Below are 22250 nucleotides of genomic sequence, written 5' to 3' on the forward strand. Positions count from 1 at the left end.
AAAAGACCCGGTCACCAGCACGGAAAATCGGGCGTATCGGTGCCGAAACCAGCCAGCGTGGCGTGGCCGATACTCTTGGAGCGTGACGTTCCCGGTAGTCGGCATGGTCGGCGGGGGCCAGCTCGCTCGTATGACACACGAGGCGGGCATCCCGCTCGGCATCAAATTCAAGCTCCTCAGTGACACTCCACAGGATTCCGCGGCGCAGGTCGTCGGCGACGTCGTCATCGGCGACTATCGCGACCTCGACACGCTGCGTGACTTCGCGCGGGGCTGTGACGTGATCACCTTCGATCACGAGCAGGTCCCCACCGAGCACCTGCGGGCCCTGGAGGCGGACGGCATCCCCGTCCGCCCCGGACCCGACGCGCTCGTGCACGCCCAGGACAAGGGCGTGATGCGCGCGAAGCTCGACGCGATCGGCGTGCCCTGCCCACGGCACCGCATCGTGAGGGACGTGGCGGACGTCGCCGCGTTCGCGGCGGAGGGCCTGCCCGAAGGCGCCGTGGGCGACGGTTTCCCGATCATCCTGAAGACCGTCCGCGGCGGCTACGACGGCAAGGGCGTCTGGTTCGTCCGCTCCCCGGAGGACGCCGCCGAGCCCTTCCGCGCGGGCGTCCCGGTCCTCGCCGAGGAGAAGGTCGACTTCGTCCGGGAGCTGGCGGCCAACGTCGTCCGCTCGCCGCACGGACAGGCCGTCGCCTATCCCGTCGTCGAGTCCCAGCAGGTCGACGGCGTCTGCGACACGGTCATCGCCCCGGCACCCGGCATCGCCGAGGAGCTGGCCCTCCAGGCGGAGGAGCTGGCCCTGCGCATCGCCAAGGAACTCGGCGTCGTCGGCCACCTGGCCGTCGAGCTGTTCGAGACCCACGACGGACGCATCCTCGTCAACGAACTGGCCATGCGCCCGCACAACTCGGGCCACTGGACCCAGGACGGCGCGATCACCTCCCAGTTCGCCAACCACGTGCGCGCCGTCCTCGACCTCCCGCTCGGCGACCCGCGCCCGCGCGCGAAGTGGACCGTCATGGCGAACGTCCTCGGCGGCGACTACCCGGACATGTACTCCGCGTACCTGCACTGCATGGCCCGCGACCCCCGGCTCAAGATCCACATGTACGGCAAGGACGTGAAGCCCGGACGCAAGGTCGGCCACGTCAACACCTATGGCGACGACCTGGACGACGTCCTCGATCGCGCCCGGCACGCAGCCGGCTACCTGAGAGGCACGATCACCGAATGAGCCCAGTAGTAGGCATCGTCATGGGTTCGGACTCCGACTGGCCCGTGATGGAGGCCGCGGCCCAGGCCCTCGACGAGTTCGAGATCCCCTACGAGGTGGACGTCGTCTCCGCGCACCGCATGCCGCGCGAGATGATCGCGTACGGCGAGCAGGCCGCCGAGCGCGGACTCAAGGCGATCATCGCCGGCGCCGGCGGAGCGGCCCACCTGCCGGGCATGCTGGCGTCCGTCACCCCGCTGCCCGTCATCGGTGTGCCCGTCCCGCTCAAGTACCTCGACGGCATGGACTCGCTTCTGTCCATCGTGCAGATGCCGGCCGGAGTGCCCGTCGCGACCGTCTCCGTCGGCGGCGCCCGCAACGCGGGTCTGCTGGCCGCCCGGATCCTCGCCACCCACGACGAGGAACTCCTCGGCCGGATGCGGGAGTTCCAGCAGGAGCTGAACGACCAGGCCACCGAGAAGGGCAAGCGGCTGCGCGCCAAGGCCGAAGGCAGCACCGGCGGCTTCGGCTTCGGGAAGTGACGCGCATGTCCTCCGAGTCCCCTCGCCCCGCCGGCTCCTCGATCCCCTCCCTCGACCGCGCCCGCGCCCTGCTCGGCGAGTTCCCCGTCGTCGACGGGCACAACGACCTCCCCTGGGCGTTGCGCGAGCAGGTCCGCTACGACCTCGGCGCGCGGGACATCGCCACCGACCAGAGCGCCCACCTGCACACGGACCTGGCCCGGCTGCGCGCCGGCGGCGTCGGCGCGCAGTACTGGTCGGTGTACGTCCGCTCGGACCTGCCCGGTGCGGTCACCGCGACCCTCGAACAGATCGACTGCGTACGGCAGCTGATCGACCGTCACCCGGCCGACCTGCGGGCCGCGCTGACCGCCGCGGACATGGAGGCGGCCCGCGCCGAGGGCCGTATCGCCTCCCTCATGGGCGCCGAGGGCGGCCACTCCATCGACAACTCCCTCGCCGTCCTGCGCCAGTTGTCCGCGCTCGGCGTCCGGTACATGACCCTCACCCACAACGACAACATCGCGTGGGCCGACTCCGCGACGGACGTACCCGCCGTGGGCGGCCTGTCCGCCTTCGGCCGTGAGGTCGTCCGCGAGATGAACCGCGAGGGCATGCTCGTGGACCTCTCGCACGTGGCCGCGACCACCATGCGCGACGCGCTCGACACCTCCGTCGCGCCGGTGATCTTCTCCCACTCCTCGGCCCGCGCGGTCTGCGACCACCCGCGCAACATCCCCGACGACGTGCTGGCGCGGCTCGCCGACAACGGGGGCGTGGCGATGGTGACGTTCGTGCCGAAGTTCGTCCTCCAGGCCGCCGTCGACTGGACGGCCGCGGCCGACGAGAACATGCGCGCGCACGGCCTGCACCATCTCGACACCACCGCCGAGGGCATGAAGGTCCACCGCGTCTTCGAGGAGGCCAACCCCCGCCCCGTCGCCACGGTCTCCACGGTCGCCGACCACCTCGACCACATGCGCGAGGTCGCCGGCGTCGACCACCTCGGCATCGGCGGCGACTACGACGGCACGGCGTTCACCCCGGACGGCCTGGACGACGTCTCCGGCTACCCGAACCTGATCGCCGAGCTGCTCGACCGCGGCTGGTCGACCACCGACGTCGCCAAGCTGACCTGGCGGAACTCCGTACGCGTGCTGGGCGCGGCGGAGGACGTGGCCCGCGACCTCCAGGCCACGCGCGCCCCGTCGAACGCGACCCTGGAGCAACTGGACGGCTGACGCTTCCCGCCCTCGCGAAGGCGCCCGTGCCGTACGGCACGGGCGCCTTCGGCATACGGGGGACCGGGGACGACGGGACCGATGGGGCGAGTGCTCGGGAACCCTCCGCCGGAGTGGCCGCAACGTACCGACGGGGGCAGGATGCGTGCCGCCCGCGGTCCCTGGGAACCGGCCGTCGGCCGGGCGGGCGAGTCGCCGTTCGCGGGCGGTACGAGGGCGGAGCGCGTCCCGCTCCCCGGGCCCCGGCGGCCGCCGGGACGGCCACCGCCGCACCCGTGGGGCGTACACGTACCCCCGAACGCCCCACCCACCAGGAAGCACCCCGGGCTCCGTGCCACGGTGGCGGTACTGCGATCACCGCCGTCCACCCCCCGGAGCCTGTCATGGCAGACCTGCAGGACGAACTGCACACCACCGTCGAGGTGGGAGAGCTCGATCCGCCCGCTGCCTGGTCCCCGTCCGAGCCGCCGGCCCCCGCGGCCCGTCCCCTCGCCGAGGCCGGCCCCGCCGCCCCGGAGAACGAACCCGGCGCGGACCCCCTCGCGCGCGCCCACGCGTTCCTGGCCGACAACCCCGTCGCCGACGGCTACAGCGGCCTGCCCTGGGCGCTGCGCCACCTCCCCTGGTTCGATCTGGAGCTGGGCGAGAGCGCCGTGGACACCGACCTGCCCCGGCTGCGCGAAGGGCACGTGGGCGCCCTGTTCTGGTCGCTGCACCTGCCGGAGGGTCTCACGGGGGACCGCGCCGTCGGCGCCACCATGGAGCAGCTCGACCTGGTCAACACGGTGGTCCACGCGCATCCCGAGGGACTGCGGAGGGCGCGCGGCGCCGCCGAGATCGCCGACGCCCGCAACTGCGGCCGCATCGCCGTCGTCCCCGGCCCCGCCGGAGCCACAGCGCTCGGCGACTCCCTGGGCATCCTGCGCGCCCTGCACACCCTCGGCCTGCGCATCCTCACGCTCACGGGCGTCTCCTGGGCGAGCGAGGCGGGCCTCACCCGGTTCGGCGAGGAGGTGCTGCGCGAGATGAACCGGCTCGGCGTGCTCGCCGACCTCTCCGGCACCTCGGACGCCACCGTCGGCCGCGTCCTCGCCGTCTCCAAGGCCCCGGTCCTGTTCACCCGCTCCGCCGCCCGCGCCCTGCGCCCCCACCCGTCGAACCTCCCCGACGAGGTCCTCACCGAACTGGGCGCCGCCAAGGGCCTGTGCCTCGTCCCGCTCACCGCCGAGCAGACGGGCCCCTCCGTACGGGACGTCGCCGACCACCTCGACCACGTCCGCGCGCTCGCGGGTTCGGAGTGCGTCGGCCTCTCGGGCACCTACGACTCGGGCGCGGCCCACCCCCAGGACCTCGCCGACGCGTCCTGCTACCCCCATCTCGTCGCGGAGCTGATCTCCCGCGGCTGGTCCTCGTCCGATCTCGCCCTGCTCACCTGGGGCAACGTCCAACGCGTGCTGCGCAGCGCGGAGTTCACCGCCCGCGCCGCCCAGCAGCGGCGGGCGCCGTCCTGCGCGAAGATCGCCGACCTGGACGGCTGACCGGGCCCTCACGCCCCCGCCTCCGCCGTGTGGAAGGCGCTCAGCAGGCGCAGAGGCAGAACGGATGCCCGGCGGGGTCCGCGTACACACGGAACGAGCGGGAGCGGTCCTCGGCGTCGAGTGGCCGGGCACCGAGCGCCAGGACGCCCTTCTCCGCGACGTCCAGGTCCTCGACGGCCAGGTCCAGATGGAACTGCTGCGCGCCGTCGGGCCCGGGCCACCGCGGAGGTACGTACGCGGGCGCGGCCTGGAACGCCAGCTTGCGGCCGCCGGGCAGATCGAGGTCGACCCAGTCGCCCTCGTTCCGGACCGTGCCGCCGAGCACCTCGGCGTAGAACCCGGCCAGCGCGAGCGGGTCGGGACAGTCCAGGACGACGACGTCGAGCGTGGCGAGAGCCATGACTTCCTCCGGGAGAGCACTGACGGTTACTGGTACATCGACTCAAGAGGTAACGGTTACCCCATGCTCTCGCACAGGAGGTAACGTCGCAAGCATGAACGACCGAGCGCCCGCACCCGGCGGCCTCGCCCTGATCCAGTCCCTGGTGAACACCCTGGACGTCGCATCGGGTGCCGACTCCCTGGACACGGCCGACGGCCTCGCCCGCCTCGGTCTCACGTCGGACGAGGTGCCCGGCGCGCGCGAACTACGGGAGTCCCTGAGGGCGGCGTGCCTGGCCCACGCGGGACACCCGGCCCACGCCGTGGTCACCCCGCTCGGAGAACTCCTCGCCCGGGCCCCGCTGCGGGTGACCGTGGACGAGCACGACGGCAGCGCGCGCCTGGCCGCCGCAGGGAACCCCGGTCCCTCCGCCGACCCGAGGCCCCCGGCCTCCCCGGACTCTCCGGCCGCCCGGGTACCCCTGCCCTCCCGGATCGCCGTGGCGGTCGCCGAGTCGCTCGTCGAGGGCACCTGGCCGCGGCTGAAGGCGTGCGAGGCCCCGGACTGCCACTGGGCCTACTACGACCGCTCACCGGCCGGACGCGGCCGCTGGTGCTCGATGTCGGTGTGCGGGGCGCGCGCCAAGATGCGCCGCTACCGCGCCAAGTAGCCCCCGGCCAGGGCCCGGAGGGGAGTCGGACGACCACCGTCCACCGCACGGCGAAGTGGTGCAGAATGCAACCGACGCCGGTCCGGCCGACTGAGCCTCGGCCGGACCGGCGTCGTCCCGACATCCCTCAGGCGGTGGGCCGCCCCATCGCCCGGTACGTCCAGCCCGCCCGGCGCCACACCTCGGGGTCCAGCGCGTTCCGTCCGTCCAGCAGCACCCGGGACGTGACCGCCTCGCCCAGCACCGCCGGGTCCAGCTCGCGGAACTCGCGCCACTCCGTCAGATGCAGGACCACATCGGCGCCCCGCACGGCCTGCACCGCGGTGTCGGCGTAGCCGAGCGTCGGGAAGAGACGGCGCGCGTTCGCCATGCCCTTCGGGTCGTAGACGGTGACCTGGCCGCCCTGGAGGTGGATCTGCCCGGCGACGTTCAGCGCCGGGGAGTCGCGCACGTCGTCCGAGTCCGGCTTGAAGGTCGCGCCGAGCACGGCGACCCGCTTGCCGAGGAACGAGCCGCCGCCGAGCGCCTCACGCGCCATCTCCACCATCTGGCCGCGGCGCCGCATGTTGATGGTGTCGACCTCGCGCAGGAACGTCAGCGCCTGGTCGGCACCCAGCTCGCCGGCGCGCGCCATGAACGCGCGGATGTCCTTGGGCAGACAGCCGCCGCCGAAGCCGATCCCGGCCCGCAGGAACTTCTTCCCGATCCGCTCGTCGTGCCCTATGGCCTCGGCCAGCTTGGCAACGTCGCCGTCGGCGGCCTCGCACACCTCGGCCATCGCGTTGATGAAGGAGATCTTCGTGGCGAGGAAGGAGTTCGCGGACGTCTTCACCAGCTCGGCGGTCGGGAAGTCGGTCACGACGAACGGCGACCCCTCGGTGACCGGCGTGACATAGACCTCGCGCAGCAGCTTCTCGGCCCGCTCGCTGCGCACACCCACCACGATCCGGTCGGGGTGCAGGGTGTCGTTCACCGCGAAGCCCTCGCGCAGGAACTCGGGGTTCCAGGCCAGCTCGGCGTCCTCCCCGGCGGGCGCCAGCTCCGCCAGCCGCTCCGCCAGCCGCGCCGCCGAGCCCACCGGCACGGTGGACTTGCCGACGACGAGGGCGGGGCCGCGCAGGTGCGGCGCGAGCGACTCGAACGCGGAGTCCACGTACGACATGTCGCAGGCGTACTCGCCGTGCTTCTGCGGGGTGTTCACGCAGACGAAGTGAATGTCACCGAAGGCCCCGACCTCGGCGAAGTCCATGGTGAAGCGGAGCCGGCCGGTGGAGCCCTCGATCCCGGCCACGTGCTTGCGCAGCAGCTCCTCCAGGCCGGGCTCGTACATCGGGACCTCGCCCCGCTGGAGCATCTCGATCTTTTCCGGCACCACGTCGAGCCCCAGTACCTCGAAGCCGAGTTCGGCCATGGCCGCGGCGTGCGTGGCGCCGAGGTAGCCGGTGCCGATCACGGTGATCTTGAGGGCCATGGGTGCTCCTGGAGTGTGCGGCGTCGGTGCGCGCCCGAGCATATCCGGGGCTTGGGGGAGGGCTTTCACGGGCAGTTTCCCCCCTGTCGCCAAGCTCACGTATCCCTCGCGTGGGCGGGCCCCTAAAATTTGGGTTACTTAACAGTAGTTAGCGTCGCCGTCACAGCATTCCTTGGAGCGTGAGAGACCTTGGCCGGATCGGCTGATTTCGACCTGTACCGCCCGTCCGAGGAGCACGACATGCTCCGGGACGCGATCCGTTCGCTGGCCGAGGCGAAGATCGCGCCGTTCGCCGCGGCCGTGGACGAGGAGGCCCGCTTCCCGCAGGAGGCGCTGGACGCCCTCGTCTCCAACGACCTGCACGCGGTGCATGTCCCCGAGGAGTACGGCGGCGCGGGCGCCGACGCCCTCGCCACGGTCATCGTGATCGAGGAGGTGGCCCGCGTCTGCGCGTCCTCCTCGCTGATCCCCGCCGTGAACAAGCTGGGCTCGCTGCCGGTGATCCTCTCCGGCTCCGAGGACCTGAAGAAGAAGTACCTGGGCCCGCTCGCCAAGGGCGACGGGATGTTCTCCTACGCCCTCTCCGAGCCGGACGCCGGTTCGGACGCGGCCGGCATGAAGACGAAGGCCGTCCGCGACGGCGACTTCTGGGTCCTCAACGGCGTCAAGCGCTGGATCACCAACGCGGGCGTCTCCGAGTACTACACGGTGATGGCCGTCACCGACCCGACGAAGCGCTCCAAGGGCATCTCCGCCTTCGTGGTCGAGAAGTCCGACGAGGGCGTCTCCTTCGGCGCCCCGGAGCGCAAGCTCGGCATCAAGGGCAGCCCGACCCGCGAGGTCTACCTCGACAACGTGCGCATCCCGGCCGACCGCATGATCGGCGAGGAGGGCACCGGCTTCGCGACCGCCATGAAGACGCTGGACCACACCCGCATCACCATCGCGGCCCAGGCCCTCGGCATCGCCCAGGGCGCCCTCGACTACGCCAAGGGCTACGTCCAGGAGCGCAAGCAGTTCGGCAAGCCGATCGCCGACTTCCAGGGCATCCAGTTCATGCTCGCCGACATGGCCATGAAGATCGAGGCCGCCCGCCAGCTGACGTACGCGGCTGCCGCCAAGTCGGAGCGGGGTGACAAGGACCTCACCTTCCAGGGCGCCGCCGCCAAGTGCTTCGCCTCGGACGTCGCCATGGAGGTCACCACGGACGCCGTACAGCTCCTCGGCGGCTACGGCTACACGCGCGACTACCCGGTCGAGCGCATGATGCGCGACGCGAAGATCACTCAGATCTACGAAGGCACGAACCAGGTCCAGCGCATCGTGATGGCGCGCAACCTGCCGTAGTACGCGGCCCGGCCGGCCGGCACGACGAAAGGTGGGAGGCACCCCCCCCGGGGGGGTGCCTCCCACCTTTCGTCGTCAGCGGGTCCGGCGTGGGCTCAGTTGCCCGTGACCGTCACCTTCTCGTCGTTCTTCAGCTGGCTCACCAGCTCCTTCATCTTCGTCTTGTCCCAGACGAGGTTGCCGCCCGTGGAGCCGGAGATCGGCATGTTCATCGACTTGCCGTCGCCGCCGGTGACACCCTTCATGGCCCAGAACATGTCGGCCAGGTCCCACAGGCCCATGTCCTTGTCGACGACGAGGCTGTCCAGGCCCGCGCCCATGGTCGGGTAGAGCTTGAACGGGTTCAGCACCGTCGACGGGGTCGCCACCTGGTGGGCCAGGGCGGCCAGGAACTTCTGCTGGTTCTTCGTGCGCTCCAGGTCCGAGGCGGCGAAGGCGTGCCGGGTCCGGACGAACGCCAGGGCCTGCTCGCCGTTCAGCGTCTGCTTGCCCGCCTTGAAGTCGGCGCCCGAGTACTTGTCCTTGAAGCCCTTGTCGAGGTTCATCTCGACACCGCCGACCGCGTCGACGATGCTCGCGAAGCCGCCGAAGCCGATCTCCACGTAGTGGTCGATGTGCAGGCCGGTGTTGAACTCGACGGTGCGCACGAGGAGTTCGGGGCCGTCCTCGGCGTAGGCGGCGTTCAGCTTCACGTGCCGGCCGGTGCCCTGGTACGTCTTGCCGGAGTCGGAGCCCTTGAACGTGGGGATCTCGACGTCGGAGTCACGCGGCAGCGAGACCAGCGTCGACCCGTTGCTCCCGGTGTGCAGGATCATCATCGAGTCGGTGCGCTTGCCCTCGGCCGAGCCGGTGTGCAGCTTCTTCTTCTCCTCGGCGGACATGCCGGCGCGGCTGTCGGAACCGACGATCAGGTAGTTCGTGCCCTCGCCGGATTCCGGCCGGTCGATGACCTTGGAGAGATCCACGTCACGGTGCAGCTTGGAGTCCGCCCAGAAGTACGTGCCGACGGAGACCACGACCAGCAGCGTGACCAGCGTGATCGCGGTCCACTTGATCCGGCGCCGCCAGTTCGGTGCCTGCCGCGGACGGCCGGGGCCACCGCCGCCGGGGCCCTGCGGACCGCCGGGGCCGCCCGGCGCGCCGTACACGTGTCCCGTGTTGTAGCCGGAGTCGTACCCGTTGTCGTAGCCGTCGTCGTAGCCCTGCCCGTCGACGTACGACGGCTGCCGGGGCACTCCGCCGCCGTACGGCGGAGCGTCCGGGCCCGGAGCGGGCGCCGACGGTCCACGGCGGACCTGGCGCATGACGCGGGCACCCTCAGGCTGCGAGCCTGCGCTGCCGCGTCCGTAGCGGTTGCCGCCGTTGCCGCGGCTGTCGTCGGGCCAATCGTTCATGCGGACCAGTGTGCAGGGCTCCACCATGTGTCTTACAAGAGAGCCGGGAGATCTGGGTCACGCCTGTTGCAGAGCTGATGCAAAACGACCGTCTGTGCCCCCGGCATAAGGTGGACGTCATGACAGACCTGGCCCCCAACCCGGAATCCGATATTCCGGGCAAGCCGACCTCCGCGTCCCGGACCACCCTGAGCCACATCATGACCCACAACGACACCAACCTGCTGGGCACGGTGCACGGTGGCGTGATCATGAAGCTCGTCGACGACGCGGCGGGCGCGGTGGCCGGGCGGCACTCCGGCGGGCCCGCCGTCACCGCCTCGATGGACGAGATGGCCTTCCTCGAACCGGTCCGCGTGGGCGACCTCGTCCATGTGAAGGCCCAGGTCAACTGGACCGGACGGACCTCGATGGAGGTCGGTGTCCGGGTCCTCGCCGAGCGCTGGAACGAGTCGACGCCCGCCCAGCAGGTCGGTTCGGCCTACCTGGTCTTCGCCGCCGTCGACGCCGACGGCAAGCCCCGCCGGGTCCCTCAGGTCCTCCCCGAGACCGAGCGTGACGAGCGCCGCTGCCAGGAGGCCCAGATCCGCCGCACCCACCGCCTGGCCCGCCGCCGCGCGATCATGGAGCTGCGCGAGAAGCGCGCGGCGGAGGGTCTCGACACCCTCTGACACCCCGTGACGGGTGCCGCCGGCCTCAGGCCGGGCGGCGGGCCCGCCGCCCGCACGTCCCGGCCGCCCGCCTGCTTCTCACGGGCACACCACCTGGTCGCCCGTCACCGCGCCGAACTCGCCCTGGCCCGGGTCGTCCGCGCGGACCCGCGTGACCTTCGTGAAGTCCGAGCCGGCGATCACCTTCAGCAGCGGGCCCTGTCCGGGGACCGCGCGCAGTTCGGAGCCGGGCAGCGCCGTCGAGAGGGACTTCGCCGAGCGGTCCCAGCGCGGGTCGTACGCGACGACGGTGCGCTGCACGGTCCGGTCCTGGGCGCTGGTGGGCTGGTGCGTCGTACGGAATCCGGTGGCGGCCAGCGCACCGTCCACCTGGTCGCCGAGCCCCGGGGCGGCGGTCCCGTTCTCCACCTGGACGCGGATCTGCTGCGGGGCCACGTCGACCCGGACCGCCTGCTGCCGTGGCGCGGCCCTGTGCTCCGCCAGCGGCTTGTCCTCGCGCAGCGCCTCGAAGAGCTTCCGCGACTTCGCCGGGTCCCACTTCAGGGTCGAACCGATGCCCTTGACGACGTACCCCATCTGTCCGATCGGCACGGTCGTGAACTCCGACGAGGACGGCGAGAAGTTCCGCATCGCCCGGCCGAGGTCCAGCAGCTCGTCCGTCCCGAAGCCCTTGTCGGCGCGCACCGAGCCCAGCACGGCCCGCGTCACGTCGCGGAACTTCATCGGGTTCAGCAGTACCCCGGACGAGGTGGCCCGGTCGACGAGGGCCGCGAGGAAGCGCTGCTGGCGCTGCATCCGGCCGAGGTCGGAGGAGCCGTCCGCGTGCCGGGACCGGACGAACTGCAGGGCCTGGCCGCCGCCCAGCACGTGCGAGCCCGGCGCCAGGTCGAGACCGGTGTAGCTGTCCTTCAGGGGCTGCACGGTGCAGACCTTCACACCGCCGAGGACGTCCACCGTCTTCATGAAGCTGGTGAAGTCGACCTCCAGATAGTGGTCGATCTTCACGTGGGTCATGTTCTCGACGGTCCGCACGGTCAGGGTCGGGCCGCCCTCCGCGTACGCCGCGTTCAGCTTGAGGGGGTGCGGCTCGTGCCGCTTGCCGGTGACGGCGTCGGTGTGCGCGGGCGTCTCGGCGTACGAGTCGCGCGGCAGGCTGACGACGCTGGCGCGCTCCCGGTCCTCCGAGATGTGCACCATCATGATCGTGTCGGTGCAGTGGCAGGGCGCGCCGCCCAGCCGGTACTTCCGCCGCTCCGCCTCGGTGATCCTGTCCCGGCCGTCGGTGCCGACGAGGAGCACGTTCATGCCGTTCCCGGCCTCGGGCCGGTTCTTCATGTCCTTGAACGGGTCGACCCGGGCGATGTCCGCGTCCAGGCTGGTCACCACCGCGTGCCCGATGCCCGCCGAGGCGAGGACCACCACGGAGACGGTCGTCACCGCCCGCATGGCCCAGCGTGGCTTCTTGCGCCGTACGGGGCGCAGGGGACGCGTGGGGCGGCCGTCGGACCGGACGGCCGGTCGGCGTGCGGGAGACGGCTGCTGGGGGCGCTGAGGGCGTGCGGGGGAGCGGGGCGGCGTGGGCAAGGGGGGACACCTCCGCGAGGCTGGACGGGGGAGGGACGCGTTCCGCGAGGCTGCGCGACGCCGCGTACCGCTGGGCGTGGGGATCCGTGTGAACGGTAGGCCCATACGATCTGCGGCCCGGTCCTTAGACCGGGCGGCGCGCGCCCGTGTCCCCCGTTCGCGGTAACGTGACGTCCGATGAGCGAGAAGTCTGACGTGCGGTCTCCCGCCGTTTCTGTGATCATGCCCGTCCTCAACGAGGAGCGGCATCTGCGCGGGGCCGTCCAAGCGATCCTGGCGCAGCGGTACGACGGCGAGATGGAGGTCGTGATCGCCATCGGTCCCTCAACGGACCGAACGGACGAGATCGCGGCCGAACTCGTCCGAGAGGACCCGCGGGTCCACACCGTGCCGAACCCGACCGGGCGCACGCCCGCGGCGCTGAACGCCGCGATCAAGGCGTCCCGGCATCCCGTCGTCGTCCGTGTCGACGGCCACGGCATCCTCTCCCCGAACTACATCGCCACCGCCGTACGGCTCCTGGAGGAGACCGGCGCGCAGAATGTCGGCGGCGTCATGCACGCCGAGGGCGAGAACGACTGGGAGCACGCCGTCGCCGCGGCCATGACGTCGAAGATCGGTGTGGGCAACGCCGCCTTCCACACGGGCGGCGACGCGGCTCCGGCCGAGACCGTGTACCTCGGGGTGTTCCGGCGCGAGGCGCTGGAACAACAGGGCGGGTACAACGAGGAGTTCATCCGCGCCCAGGACTGGGAGCTGAACTTCCGGATCCGGGAGGCGGGCGGCCTCATCTGGTTCTCGCCCGAGCTGCGGGTGTCGTACCGGCCGCGGCCGAGTGTGAAGGCGCTGGCCAAGCAGTACAAGGACTACGGCCGCTGGCGGCACGTCGTCGCCCGGTACCACGAGGGCTCCATCAACCTGCGCTACCTCGCCCCGCCGACCGCGGTGTGCGCGATCGCCGCGGGCGTGGTCGTCGGAGCGGTGCTGACGCCGTGGGGCCTCGTCGTCCCGGCCGGCTACCTCGCCGCCATCGCGCTCGGTTCGCTGCCCGCGGGCAAGGGGCTGCCGGCGAAGGCCCGCCTCCAGATCCCCGTGGCCCTGGCGACGATGCACATGTCGTGGGGCTGGGGCTTCCTCACCAGCCCGAAGGCGCTGGCCCGCAAGGTCATCGCGTCCCGGCGTCCGGCGGTCCTCAGCGGTCCGGCCGAGCCCTCGACGGAGCCGTCCACCAGCTCCAACTGAACCGTCCCGCACACGCGTCGGGCCCCTCTCGAAACCGAGAGGGGCCCGACGCGTGTGCGGCCCCGGTCCGGAGCCCGCAGCGCTCGCGCTACCAGGTGTAGTCCGGGTTGACGTGCATGCAGGCTTCGGTGTCCGAGCCCTTGTCGAGCTTGGCCGAGGACGGCGTCGAGTCGTCGTCCTCCGGTGCCTTGTACTTCGTACCGTCCCGCCAGTCCGCTCCGACGACGAGCGTGACCCCGGAGACGTCCGCGGACTTCTCCACCGCGGTCGACGGGACGCCGAGGGCCTTGGCGACGCGCAGGGCGTCACCCTCCAGGTCGGCGCTCGGGTAGCGGATCAGCGTGGTGGCCTCGGCGGTCGCCGTCGTCTGGTCGGCGGTGGTCCGCGTGAAGCCCTTGCCGGTGAGCAGCGCGGTCACCGTGCTCGCCCGTCCGCCGACCGGCGCCAGGGTGTCGGTACGGGTGCCGTTCTGCACCTGGACGGCGATCTGGTCGTCGGCCGCGGCCGGGTCCTTCGACGTCCGCTCCTTGGCCTTCTTCTTCCCGTCGCCGTCGAGCGCGATGTCCTCGCGCAGCAGCCGCCAGACCTTGTCGGCGTCGGTCGGCTTGGGGAGTACCCGGTTGCCGTCGGAGGAGTACACCCACGGCATCGTGGTCATGTTGATGCGGTCCGTCGGGACCTTCTTCAGCTCTTTGCTGAGGTCGTAGAGCTTGGTCACCGTGCCCAGCCCGTCGTCGACGGTCAGCGCGTCGGTGGCGGTCTCGGCGAGGTCCTTCAGCTTGCCCGGGTTGCTCAGCGTGGCGTTCTCCCGCAGCTGGCGCACCATCGAGTTCATGTACTGGTGCTGGGCCTTGGTGCGGCCTATGTCGCTGCCGTCCTCGAAGCCGTAGCGCGTGCGCAGCCACTCCAGGGCCTGCTTGCCCTGGACGGACGTCGTGCCCTTCTCCAGCTTCAGGCCGGAGCCGTGACCGTTGGAGGTGTGCGAGTAGATGTTGGCGTCCACGCACACCGGGACGCCGCCGATCGCGTCGGCCATCGACACCACACCCGCGAAGTCGACCATGATGAAGTGGTCGATGTGGATGTCGGTCAGCTTCTCCCACGTGGCGACCGTGCACCCGGGGCCCCCGCGGCCCAGCGAGTCGTTCGTCATGGTGAGCGAAGTGCTCGCGGCATACGTCTTCTTGGTGTGGGGGTCCGTGCACTCGGGGATCTGCAGCAGCGTGTCGCGCGGCATGCTCACGACCGACATGTTGGTGCGGTCCGCCGACAGGTGCAGCAGCATCTGGACGTCGGCGCGCGGCGCCGAGTTGAAGGTGTCCTTCGCGCCCCCGAGCTTCTGGTCCTCTTTGGAGTTACGGCCGTCGGAACCGATCAGAAGGATGTTCAGCGGCGTCTGACCCGCGGCGTTCGGCTTGGGCGCCGGTGCCCGGTTCTTGTCGTTGCCGATGTTCAGGTCGTCCTTCTTGATGTTGCCGTTCAGATGCCGGTAGTAGAGATAGCCCGCGCCGGCGGTGCCGAGTATCAGCAGCGCCAGGACCATCGCCGACCAGCGGAGTATTCGGCGTCTGCGCCGGGGGCGTCCGCCGCCTCCGTGCCGCCGTCCGCCCCGGCCCCCACCGTTGCGGTCCTGCTTCCGCGGTGCCGCCGACGTGTCGTCGTCGGCCCGCCCGGACGTGTCACCCGCGGCCGGCCCGTGCTCGGTGCCGGCCGTACGAACGGGCTCGCCGCCCTCCTCGTACAGGTTCTCGTCCCAGCCCAGTTCGCCGGCCCGCCGGACACGTGGTCGTGCACTCTCCCCACGCACACTGCTCTGCGCCATCTCCCCAGCCCCTCCCCACCCTGCGCCTGACAAACGGATCCGTCGTGCGTCCGGCCGGACGCGTAAGACGTCCGGCCGGCCGGTCTCTCGCGTCCTGTAGGACGCTTCTCGGACCCGTTAGGTCATCACTTGGCGCACACCGTCTTGTCCGCCGTGGACTTGTCCACGTCAGGCGCCTTCGTCGAAGCCGTCAGCGGCACCCCGGCGCCCTTGAAGTCCTTGCCCAGGGTCAGCACGATCGCCGGCAGCCCCTGAGCGTTCTTCTCGCTCTTGCCCGGCTTCATCGCCGAAGCGGGCAGCCCCATGAGGTCCGCCAGTTTGCGTGCCTGGTCGGCCTGGTCGGGAGAGTACTCCAGGCTCGTCTTGTCGAGTGTTTCGTCGGCGTTTCCGAGCTGGCTGGACTTGAGCACGCCCTCAGTGTTCTGCAGCCAGTTAAGAGTTTCCTGTGCGGAGCCGGCCTCGGCGCCGCCGTTGTAGATGTCGACGCGGACGTCGGAGGCGGACGAGCGGGATCCCTTGAGGCGGGCCGCGACCTCGGCCTTCTCCTTCTTCGCCTTCTGCTTCACGGCGGTGAAGGAGACGTCGTTCTTGATGGCGTCGAAGACCGGCTGGGACGTCGTCGGGTTGACGATCACGGTCTTGTGGATCACGCCGTCGGCGGGGTTGTCGATCACCGGCACCGTCGTGAACGTGATGTTCTTCGGCGGCACCTTCTTCAGCTCCATGGCCATGTCCTTGAGCGTGTCGACCTTGGCGATGCCGGTGTCCACGGTGAGGGCCTTGGTGGCCGCCTCGGCCAGTTTGATCAGCTTGGTGGGGCTGGTCAGGGTGTTGCTCGAACTCATCTTCCGCATCAGGGAGGCCATGAACTGCTGCTGCACCTTGATGCGGTCGAGATCGCCCTGGTTGCCGAAGCTGTGGCGGGTGCGCACGAACGCCAGGGCCTGCTCGCCCTCGATGGTGTGCTTGCCGGCCGAGAGCTTGAGGTGCGAGTCGGGGTCGTCGACGTCCTTGGCGAGGCAGACCTCCACACCGCCCACCGCGCTGGTGAGGGTCTTCACCGCGTTGAAGTCGACCATCGCGAAGTGGTCGACCGAGATGCCGGTGACGGCCTTGACCGTGTCCATCGTGCAGCCGGGGTTGCGGTCCTCCTGCCCGAGGCTCGTGTTGAAGCGGACGTTCTGCGACGGGTTGATGGTCTTCTCGGTGCCGTCGTCCAGCTTCGTCGTGCACTCGGGGATGTCGACGATGAGGTCGCGCGGGATGCTCATCGCGGTCGCGTTCGTCCGGTCCTTGGAGACGTGCAACAAGATGTTCGTGTCGGCGTGCCCGACGCTGTTCTTGTCGCCGTAGCCCTCGTTGCCCTTACCGGTCCGCTTGTCGGTACCGATGATGAGGATGTTGAAGGCCTCGTCCTTGCTGAAGCCGTCCTTGCCGGAGTCGCCGATGTCCGTCGCCTGGACGTTGCCCTCGAGGTGCTTGAGGTAGGCGTACGCGGCGCCCGACGCGGCGATCAGCACGAAGGCCATCGTGCCGCCGGTCCACAGCAGGACCTTCTTCGCCTTCGACTTCTTCTTGGGTTTGGTGCGCCCGCGCCGCCGCCCCGGCTGGGGCTCCGGCGGTTCGCCACGGCGTCGTCGCGGCCCGGGCACGTCGGTGCCCGGCGCCTCACGTTCCCGGCCCGGCGCCGCGCGGTCCCTGCCCGGTTCGGTCCGGGTGCGCGCCTGCGAAGGGGGCGTACCCCTGCGCGGACGCGGCACTCCCGACTGCGCTCCGGAAGGGGTCAGTCGCAGTTCGTATTCGCCGGTGTTCGGGTTGAGCACCCACTGGTCTGCGGGATCGATATTGTCCGCCCGCCCACGGCCTTGCGCGTCCACGGTTGTCTGAATCCTCCGTCGGGGCCACGCGGCGCCTTTCCCCCTCAAAAGGCGCTCGGGTCTCGGTCAGCAGTGCGCGAACCCCAAGGGAAACCTCGTGGCCGGGTGCACCGGGTCGCTCACACTATCCGCCCGGTTCGGCGTCGAGCCACGACCGTGACAAATTCAACGTCCCTACAACCGGGCAATCCGCCCTATTTCTCAGAGACTTCTTAGCTCAGCTGTTCCCCACCTTGGCGCCCCCTTTACCCGCAGGCGTCCTGGGCCGCCGTGTTACCCCGGAAAGTCGGCGCCGGATCAGGCGTTCCTGTAGAGGCGACCGGCCGCAACAGTATCGACCTACCGTTGCTGTTCGACTGCGCCCGGTGACGAAGGGGGGAGTTCTCGTACGGAGTTGCGGAATGCGGGAAAGGACCCTCGGCGGCCTTCTCGGCGGACTCCTTCGTGACCGTCACGGGCTCGTCCGCGCGCAGCCGCTCGAAGAGCTCGGTCGCCTCGGGCTCCACGAGCTGGTCCCGGTTGGCGTTCAGGCTGTACGCGGTCCGCGGCACCGTCAGGAACTGCACGTCCTGCGTGGGGATGTTCCGCATGCCGCGCACCAGGTCGTACAGGCCGCGCAGGCTCGCGAGGCCCGGGTCGGTGGTGAGCGACGAGGTGGCCGCGTCCAGGACCGGATACAGCTTCGCCGGGTTCAGCAGGACGTCGTTGCTGCGCACCTTGTTGACGAGCGCGCCGAGGAACCGTTGCTGGCGGTCCATGCGGTCGGTGTCGCTGCCGTCGCCGATGGTCTTGCGGGCGCGGACGTAGCCCAGCGCCTGCTCGCCGTCGAGCACGACCTTGCCCGCGGGCAGCCTCAGCTTCGCCGCCTTGTCGTCGATGGGCTCCTTCAGGCACACCTCGACACCGTCCACCGCGTCGACCATGTCCTTGAAGCCGTGGAAGTCCACCACCATGTGATGGTCGACACGGATGTTCGTGAGCTTCTCGACGGTGCGGATCGTGCAGGCCGAACCACCCACCTGGAACGCGTAGTTGAACATCGCGAACATGGGCTCGGTGCGGGTGCCGTCCGGGCGCCGGCAGCCCGGCACGTCCACCATCAGGTCGCGGGGCAGCGACATGGCGGTGGCGGTCCGCCGGTCCGCCGCGAGGTGCAGCAGGATCGTGGTGTCGGACCGCTCGGTCCCGGAGTCGCGGCCGTACTTCTTGTTCCCGGCGCCCGAGCGCGAGTCCGACCCGATCATCAGGATGTTCTGCGCGTCGTGCACCAGCGCGGTGGGCCGTTCCTTCTCGTACCGGGCGAGCTCGGCCGCGGCGTCGTCGTCGGCCGTGATGTTCCCGTTCAGCTTCTCGTAGGCGACCCAGCCGGCCGCTGCCGCGCCGAGCACCACCACGGCCACGCCGATGGCGGTGTAGCGCAGCCAGCGCCTGCGCCGGCGTCTCAGCCCGGCCCCGGTGGGCGACGCTCCCGGCACCGGCCCCTCCGGACGTCCGGAGGGAGTTCCTTCGGAGTCGGTCACGTCGGAATCCACCACCCCTCCTGGTGTACGAGCGTGTCTGCTGCTCCTACGACCATGTCCCGGAGTGGCTGGTGAGGGGGGCCGGTGATGGGCCGAACGGGCCACGGCCCCGGGACGCGGGGCCGTAGGGCGGCGGCTAGCGGGCCGTCGCGGTCACCCGCTCGCTCTCGATCCGCTGCGCGAGGCGGTCGTCCCCGAGCTGGTCCAGGTGGCGGCACAGCACCACCGATCCGCCGGTGGCGAGCGGCGCGTAGAGGCCCGCGGACAGGCCTTCCCAGGTCTCGTACGGGAGCGCCGACAGGATCCGCGAGCCGGGTCCCGTCAGATCCAGCCCGGGAGCGTCGGAGCGGGCCTGCTCGACGACCTCCGCGCCGGTGCAGGTGGCCCCGGCGACGATCAGCGCCGGTGCCTCGGGGTCGACCGGCGCGTACGGCGCGAACCGGTCGCCCTGGCTCGGCACCTCCACCGCGTAGTCGGCGTACCCGGCGGGCGGGGTCGGGAAGCGGCGGCCGAGCGGGGCGAGGGACAGGGCGATCCGCTCGCCGGAGCAGGCGAGCCCGTCCTCGAAGCGGCCCGGTCCGGCGACGACGTGGTCCGCCGCGGCAGGGTCGCCCCCGATGTCCGCGACGACACCCACCGACGAGCAGGCGAGCAGCCACACGGCGGTCTGCCAGTGCGCGGGCAGCAGCAGGGCGACGCGCTCGCCGGGTTCGGCGGACAGTTCGCCCTGCAGCAGGTTGGCCGTCTTGGCCACCCAATTGGCGAAGGTGGCCACGGACAATTCGACGCGTTCGCCCGTCGCGTCGTCGTAGAAGGTCACCAGGGGGCGCGCCGGATCCGTGGAGAGCGCGGATCGCAGCAGGTCGGCGGGGGTGCGGTCGGTGGCGTTCACGCGCGCAAGCGTACGCGGGGACGCCACGCGGCACGGACGGCGCGAGCCACCGGTTCGGCGGAACGCGTCCGACGGACCGTCAATTCCGCGATGGACAGATATGTATGACTATGTCCAAGATCAGGGGCATGCGTGGATTCCTTGCTTCCTCGGTCGGCGTCACCTGCGCGGCCGCTCTCGCCCTTCCGCTCGCCCTGCCCGCCCCGGCACAGGCCGGGCCGTCGGCGGTGACGTCCGAGACCTCCGTCCCCGGCAGCACCCAGTCCCTGCCCCTCGTCCCCCTCTCCGGCGACCGCGCCCTCGGTGCCGCCGCACCCGAACAGGGCCTCGACCGCCGGGACGCCCGGCCCTTCTCCCTGGTGGGCGTCATCTGGGACGATCCGGGCAGTGAGCTGCGCGGGCGTGTCCAGGTCCGCGCCCGGGCGGCCGGCACCGGCCACTGGTCGGGCTGGCAGGACGTCGACACCCACAACCACGAGCACGGCGCCGACCCCGACACCGCCGAGGGCGCGTCACGGCGGGTGCGTGGCGCCACCGCCCCGCTGTGGGTCGGCGCCTCGGACGGCGTCGAGGTCCGCGTCGACGCGGACAAGGCGCCCCGGGACAGACAGGAGGGCGAGGAGCGCGCGGGTACGGCCCCGGGCACCCCGCTCCCCAGAGGCCTGCACCTCGAACTGATCGACCCCGGCGGACCCCCGGGGCGCGTGGACGGCAGCGCGGCCGACCGGGCCGGGGGCGCGCCGGGCGCCACGCGCGCCGGGAGCGTACGCGCGGGCGCCTCCGACGGGGCCCCGGCTGCCGACGACACCGAGCTCGGCCCGCTCAGCCAGGAGGAGACGGAGCGCCAGTACCTGCCCGCGGACTCGGCCGCACTGCGCGTGACGCCGTACATCGGCGCCCGCCCGCGCATCATCACCCGCAAGGGCTGGGGCGCGAACGAGAAGCTGCGCGAGCGCGGCTTCGTCTACACGAAGAAGGTCAAGGCGGCCTTCGTGCACCACACGGCGTCGGGCAACAACTACAGCTGCTCCCAGGTGCCTTCGGTCATCCGCAGTATCTACCGCTACCACGTGGTGAGCAGCGGCTGGCGTGACATCGGCTACAACTTCCTCGTCGACAAGTGCGGAAACATCTACGAAGGCCGGGCCGGGGGCGTCGCGAAGGCGGTCCTGGGCGCCCACACCCTCGGGTTCAACACGAACAGCATGGGGATCGCCGTCCTCGGCAGCTTCCAGAACACGAAGCCGACCGACGCGTCGCTCAAGGCCATCGCCCGTCTGACGGCCTGGAAGCTGGGCCTCTACGGTGGCAATCCGCGTGGCAAGACATACCTGAAGTCGGGCGGTGGCAATCTCTACCGAAAGGGAAAGAACGTACGACTGAATGTGATCTCCGGCCATCGGGACGGGTTCGCCACGGAGTGCCCGGGACGGCTGCTCTACGGCAAGCTCGGCTCGGCACGGAAGACGGCGGCCCGCTACCAGGGCCGGTAGGCAGGGCCCGGAACCGGCAGCGCCGGCACCGCCCGGCCGGCCGGGGCCGGGCGGTGATCACCTGACGTCACGACACAGGCCCGTCGACGGAGACCGCACCGCCATCGAAGGCGCCATCGAACAGTCTGCATACACTGGCCGGCCGGAACACAGTTCGGCCGGTCCCGGCAGGAAGCAGAGACGACAGGTGACAGAAGCGATCCTCCTGGTCGGCGGCAGAGGCACCCGGCTGCGCCCTCTCACGGTGCACACGCCCAAGCCGATGGTGCCGGCGGCCGGAGTCCCCTTCCTCACGCACCAGCTGGCACGGGCCCGCGCGGCGGGCGTCGAGCACATCGTGCTGGCGACGTCCTACCTCGCCGAGGTCTTCGAGCCGTACTTCGGCGACGGCTCCTCGCTGGGCCTCCACCTCGAGTACGTCACCGAGGAGGAGCCGCTCGGCACCGGCGGTGCCATCCGCAACGTGGCGTCCCGGCTCCGCTCGGGCCCCGACGACCCCGTCCTGATCTTCAACGGCGACATCCTCACCGGGCTGGACATCCCGGCCCTGGTGTCGACCCACGAGACGACGGGCGCGGACGTCTCGCTCCACCTCACCCGTGTCGAGGACCCGCGCGCGTTCGGGCTCGTCCCCACGGACTCCACCGGCCGCGTCACCGCGTTCCTGGAGAAGCCGCAGACCCCCGAGGAGATCGTCACCGACCAGATCAACGCGGGGGCGTACGTCTTCCGCCGCTCGGTCATCGACACCATCCCCGAGGGCCGTCCGGTCTCCGTCGAGCGCGAGACGTTCCCGGAGCTCCTGGCCACCGGCGCCCACCTCCAGGGCATGGTGGACTCCACGTACTGGCTGGACCTGGGCACCCCGCAGGCCTTCGTCCGCGGCTCGGCCGACCTCGTCCTCGGCCGCGCCCCCTCCCCGGCGGTCCCCGGCCGCTGCGGCGACCGCCTGATCCTGCCGACGGCCACGGTCGCCCCCGACGCCAAGCTCACGGGCGGCACGGTCGTCTGTGAGGGCGCCCGGATCGGCGAGGGCGCGCGGATCTCCGGCAGCACGATCCTCGCCGGAGCCGTCGTCGAACCCGGCGCGGTCGTCACCGACTCCCTCGTCGGTGTAGGCGCCCGCATCGGGGAGCGCACGATCCTCACGGGGGCGGTCATCGGCGACGGCGCGACCGTCGGCGCCGACAACGAACTCCGCGACGGAGTCCGCATCTGGTGCGACGCCCACATCCCCGCGGGAGCACTGCGCTTCTCGTCGGACCAGTAGAAGACCGGACAGCCGGAGGGGCTCATGCAGCCCCTCCGGCGTCTGAGCGGCGTCCGGGCGGAGTCCCGGGGGACGCGAAGGGCAGGGGCCGAG

At 71.1% G+C, this 22250-nt stretch carries 18 protein-coding genes; 10 read left to right on the plus strand and 8 right to left on the minus strand.

Translation table 11 applies throughout. From position 1 onward, the window contains the following. Positions 1-82 precede the first annotated feature (82 nt). From ACIRQH_RS40270 to ACIRQH_RS40285, 4 genes are all read left to right on the plus strand, one after another. Positions 83-1243: a 5-(carboxyamino)imidazole ribonucleotide synthase gene (locus tag ACIRQH_RS40270; protein WP_388874295.1), complete on the plus strand. Its 1161-nt coding sequence runs from the start codon at positions 83-85 to the stop codon at positions 1241-1243. Then, a complete protein-coding gene (purE, locus tag ACIRQH_RS40275; RefSeq protein ID WP_355872220.1) occupies positions 1240-1764 on the plus strand; it encodes a 5-(carboxyamino)imidazole ribonucleotide mutase in 525 nt (174 codons plus the stop codon). Before ACIRQH_RS40270 ends, purE begins: the two co-directional genes overlap by 4 nt. 5 nt (positions 1765-1769) lie before the next feature. Further along, positions 1770-2984: a dipeptidase gene (locus tag ACIRQH_RS40280; RefSeq protein ID WP_404230470.1), complete on the plus strand. Its 1215-nt coding sequence runs from the start codon at positions 1770-1772 to the stop codon at positions 2982-2984. Positions 2985-3367: 383 nt separating this feature from the next. Further along, entirely contained in the window at positions 3368-4522 is a 1155-nt protein-coding gene (locus ACIRQH_RS40285) for a dipeptidase (protein ID WP_388874288.1), read from the plus strand. Positions 4523-4562: 40 nt separating this feature from the next. On the opposite strand, the gene ACIRQH_RS40290 is transcribed toward ACIRQH_RS40285, so the two are convergent. Then, positions 4563-4922, minus strand: a complete 360-nt coding sequence (locus tag ACIRQH_RS40290) for a VOC family protein (protein WP_388874285.1) — start codon at positions 4920-4922, stop codon at positions 4563-4565. 94 nt (positions 4923-5016) lie between these two features. On the opposite strand from ACIRQH_RS40290, the gene ACIRQH_RS40295 reads away from it, so the two are divergent. Further along, complete coding sequence (locus ACIRQH_RS40295) at positions 5017-5574, plus strand: CGNR zinc finger domain-containing protein (protein WP_404230472.1); 558 nt, start codon at positions 5017-5019, stop codon at positions 5572-5574. A 127-nt stretch (positions 5575-5701) separates the two neighbouring features. On the opposite strand, the gene ACIRQH_RS40300 is transcribed toward ACIRQH_RS40295, so the two are convergent. Beyond that, positions 5702-7045 carry a UDP-glucose dehydrogenase family protein gene (locus tag ACIRQH_RS40300; protein ID WP_388874279.1) on the minus strand — a complete coding sequence of 448 codons (1344 nt, stop codon included), beginning with the start codon at positions 7043-7045 and terminating at the stop codon, positions 5702-5704. Positions 7046-7234: 189 nt separating this feature from the next. On the opposite strand from ACIRQH_RS40300, the gene ACIRQH_RS40305 reads away from it, so the two are divergent. Next, positions 7235-8392 (plus strand): acyl-CoA dehydrogenase, encoded by a 1158-nt coding sequence (locus ACIRQH_RS40305; RefSeq protein ID WP_388874276.1) that lies wholly within the window; start codon positions 7235-7237, stop codon positions 8390-8392. Between the two features lie 95 nt (positions 8393-8487). On the opposite strand, the gene ACIRQH_RS40310 is transcribed toward ACIRQH_RS40305, so the two are convergent. Then, positions 8488-9786: an LCP family protein gene (locus ACIRQH_RS40310; protein WP_358821196.1), complete on the minus strand. Its 1299-nt coding sequence runs from the start codon at positions 9784-9786 to the stop codon at positions 8488-8490. Between the two features lie 119 nt (positions 9787-9905). Here ACIRQH_RS40310 and ACIRQH_RS40315 point away from each other — a divergent pair, with 119 nt between their 5' ends. Continuing rightward, on the plus strand, positions 9906-10457 hold the full coding sequence (locus tag ACIRQH_RS40315) for an acyl-CoA thioesterase (RefSeq protein ID WP_358821195.1): 552 nt from the start codon (positions 9906-9908) through the stop codon (positions 10455-10457). Between the two features lie 78 nt (positions 10458-10535). Here ACIRQH_RS40315 and ACIRQH_RS40320 read toward each other — a convergent pair whose 3' ends face one another. Then, positions 10536-11903, minus strand: a complete 1368-nt coding sequence (locus ACIRQH_RS40320) for an LCP family protein (RefSeq protein WP_388930821.1) — start codon at positions 11901-11903, stop codon at positions 10536-10538. 315 nt (positions 11904-12218) lie between these two features. Between ACIRQH_RS40320 and ACIRQH_RS40325 the strand changes: the two genes are divergently transcribed. Beyond that, positions 12219-13283, plus strand: a complete 1065-nt coding sequence (locus ACIRQH_RS40325; RefSeq protein WP_358821193.1) for a glycosyltransferase family 2 protein — start codon at positions 12219-12221, stop codon at positions 13281-13283. Between the two features lie 88 nt (positions 13284-13371). On the opposite strand, the gene ACIRQH_RS40330 is transcribed toward ACIRQH_RS40325, so the two are convergent. The 4 genes from ACIRQH_RS40330 to ACIRQH_RS40345 form a co-directional block, all read right to left on the minus strand. Continuing rightward, a complete protein-coding gene (locus tag ACIRQH_RS40330; RefSeq protein ID WP_388874269.1) occupies positions 13372-15105 on the minus strand; it encodes an LCP family protein in 1734 nt (577 codons plus the stop codon). Between the two features lie 125 nt (positions 15106-15230). Then, on the minus strand, positions 15231-16982 hold the full coding sequence (locus ACIRQH_RS40335; protein ID WP_358821191.1) for an LCP family protein: 1752 nt from the start codon (positions 16980-16982) through the stop codon (positions 15231-15233). A gap of 245 nt (positions 16983-17227) precedes the next feature. Continuing rightward, the gene (locus ACIRQH_RS40340) at positions 17228-18502 is read right to left on the minus strand and encodes an LCP family protein (RefSeq protein WP_404230480.1); all 1275 of its coding nucleotides are present in this window, start codon (positions 18500-18502) and stop codon (positions 17228-17230) included. A gap of 136 nt (positions 18503-18638) precedes the next feature. Then, entirely contained in the window at positions 18639-19394 is a 756-nt protein-coding gene (locus ACIRQH_RS40345; protein WP_388874261.1) for a TIGR03089 family protein, read from the minus strand. A gap of 128 nt (positions 19395-19522) precedes the next feature. On the opposite strand from ACIRQH_RS40345, the gene ACIRQH_RS40350 reads away from it, so the two are divergent. Together ACIRQH_RS40350 and ACIRQH_RS40355 are read left to right on the plus strand one after the other, a co-directional pair. Continuing rightward, on the plus strand, positions 19523-20887 hold the full coding sequence (locus ACIRQH_RS40350; protein WP_388874258.1) for a peptidoglycan recognition protein: 1365 nt from the start codon (positions 19523-19525) through the stop codon (positions 20885-20887). Between the two features lie 187 nt (positions 20888-21074). Next, on the plus strand, positions 21075-22157 hold the full coding sequence (locus tag ACIRQH_RS40355) for a sugar phosphate nucleotidyltransferase (RefSeq protein ID WP_404230483.1): 1083 nt from the start codon (positions 21075-21077) through the stop codon (positions 22155-22157). Positions 22158-22250: the final 93 nt, after the last annotated feature.

This window comes from Streptomyces sp. NPDC102279 (assembly GCF_044766365.1).
In the GTDB taxonomy this organism is placed as follows: Bacteria; Actinomycetota; Actinomycetes; order Streptomycetales; family Streptomycetaceae; genus Streptomyces.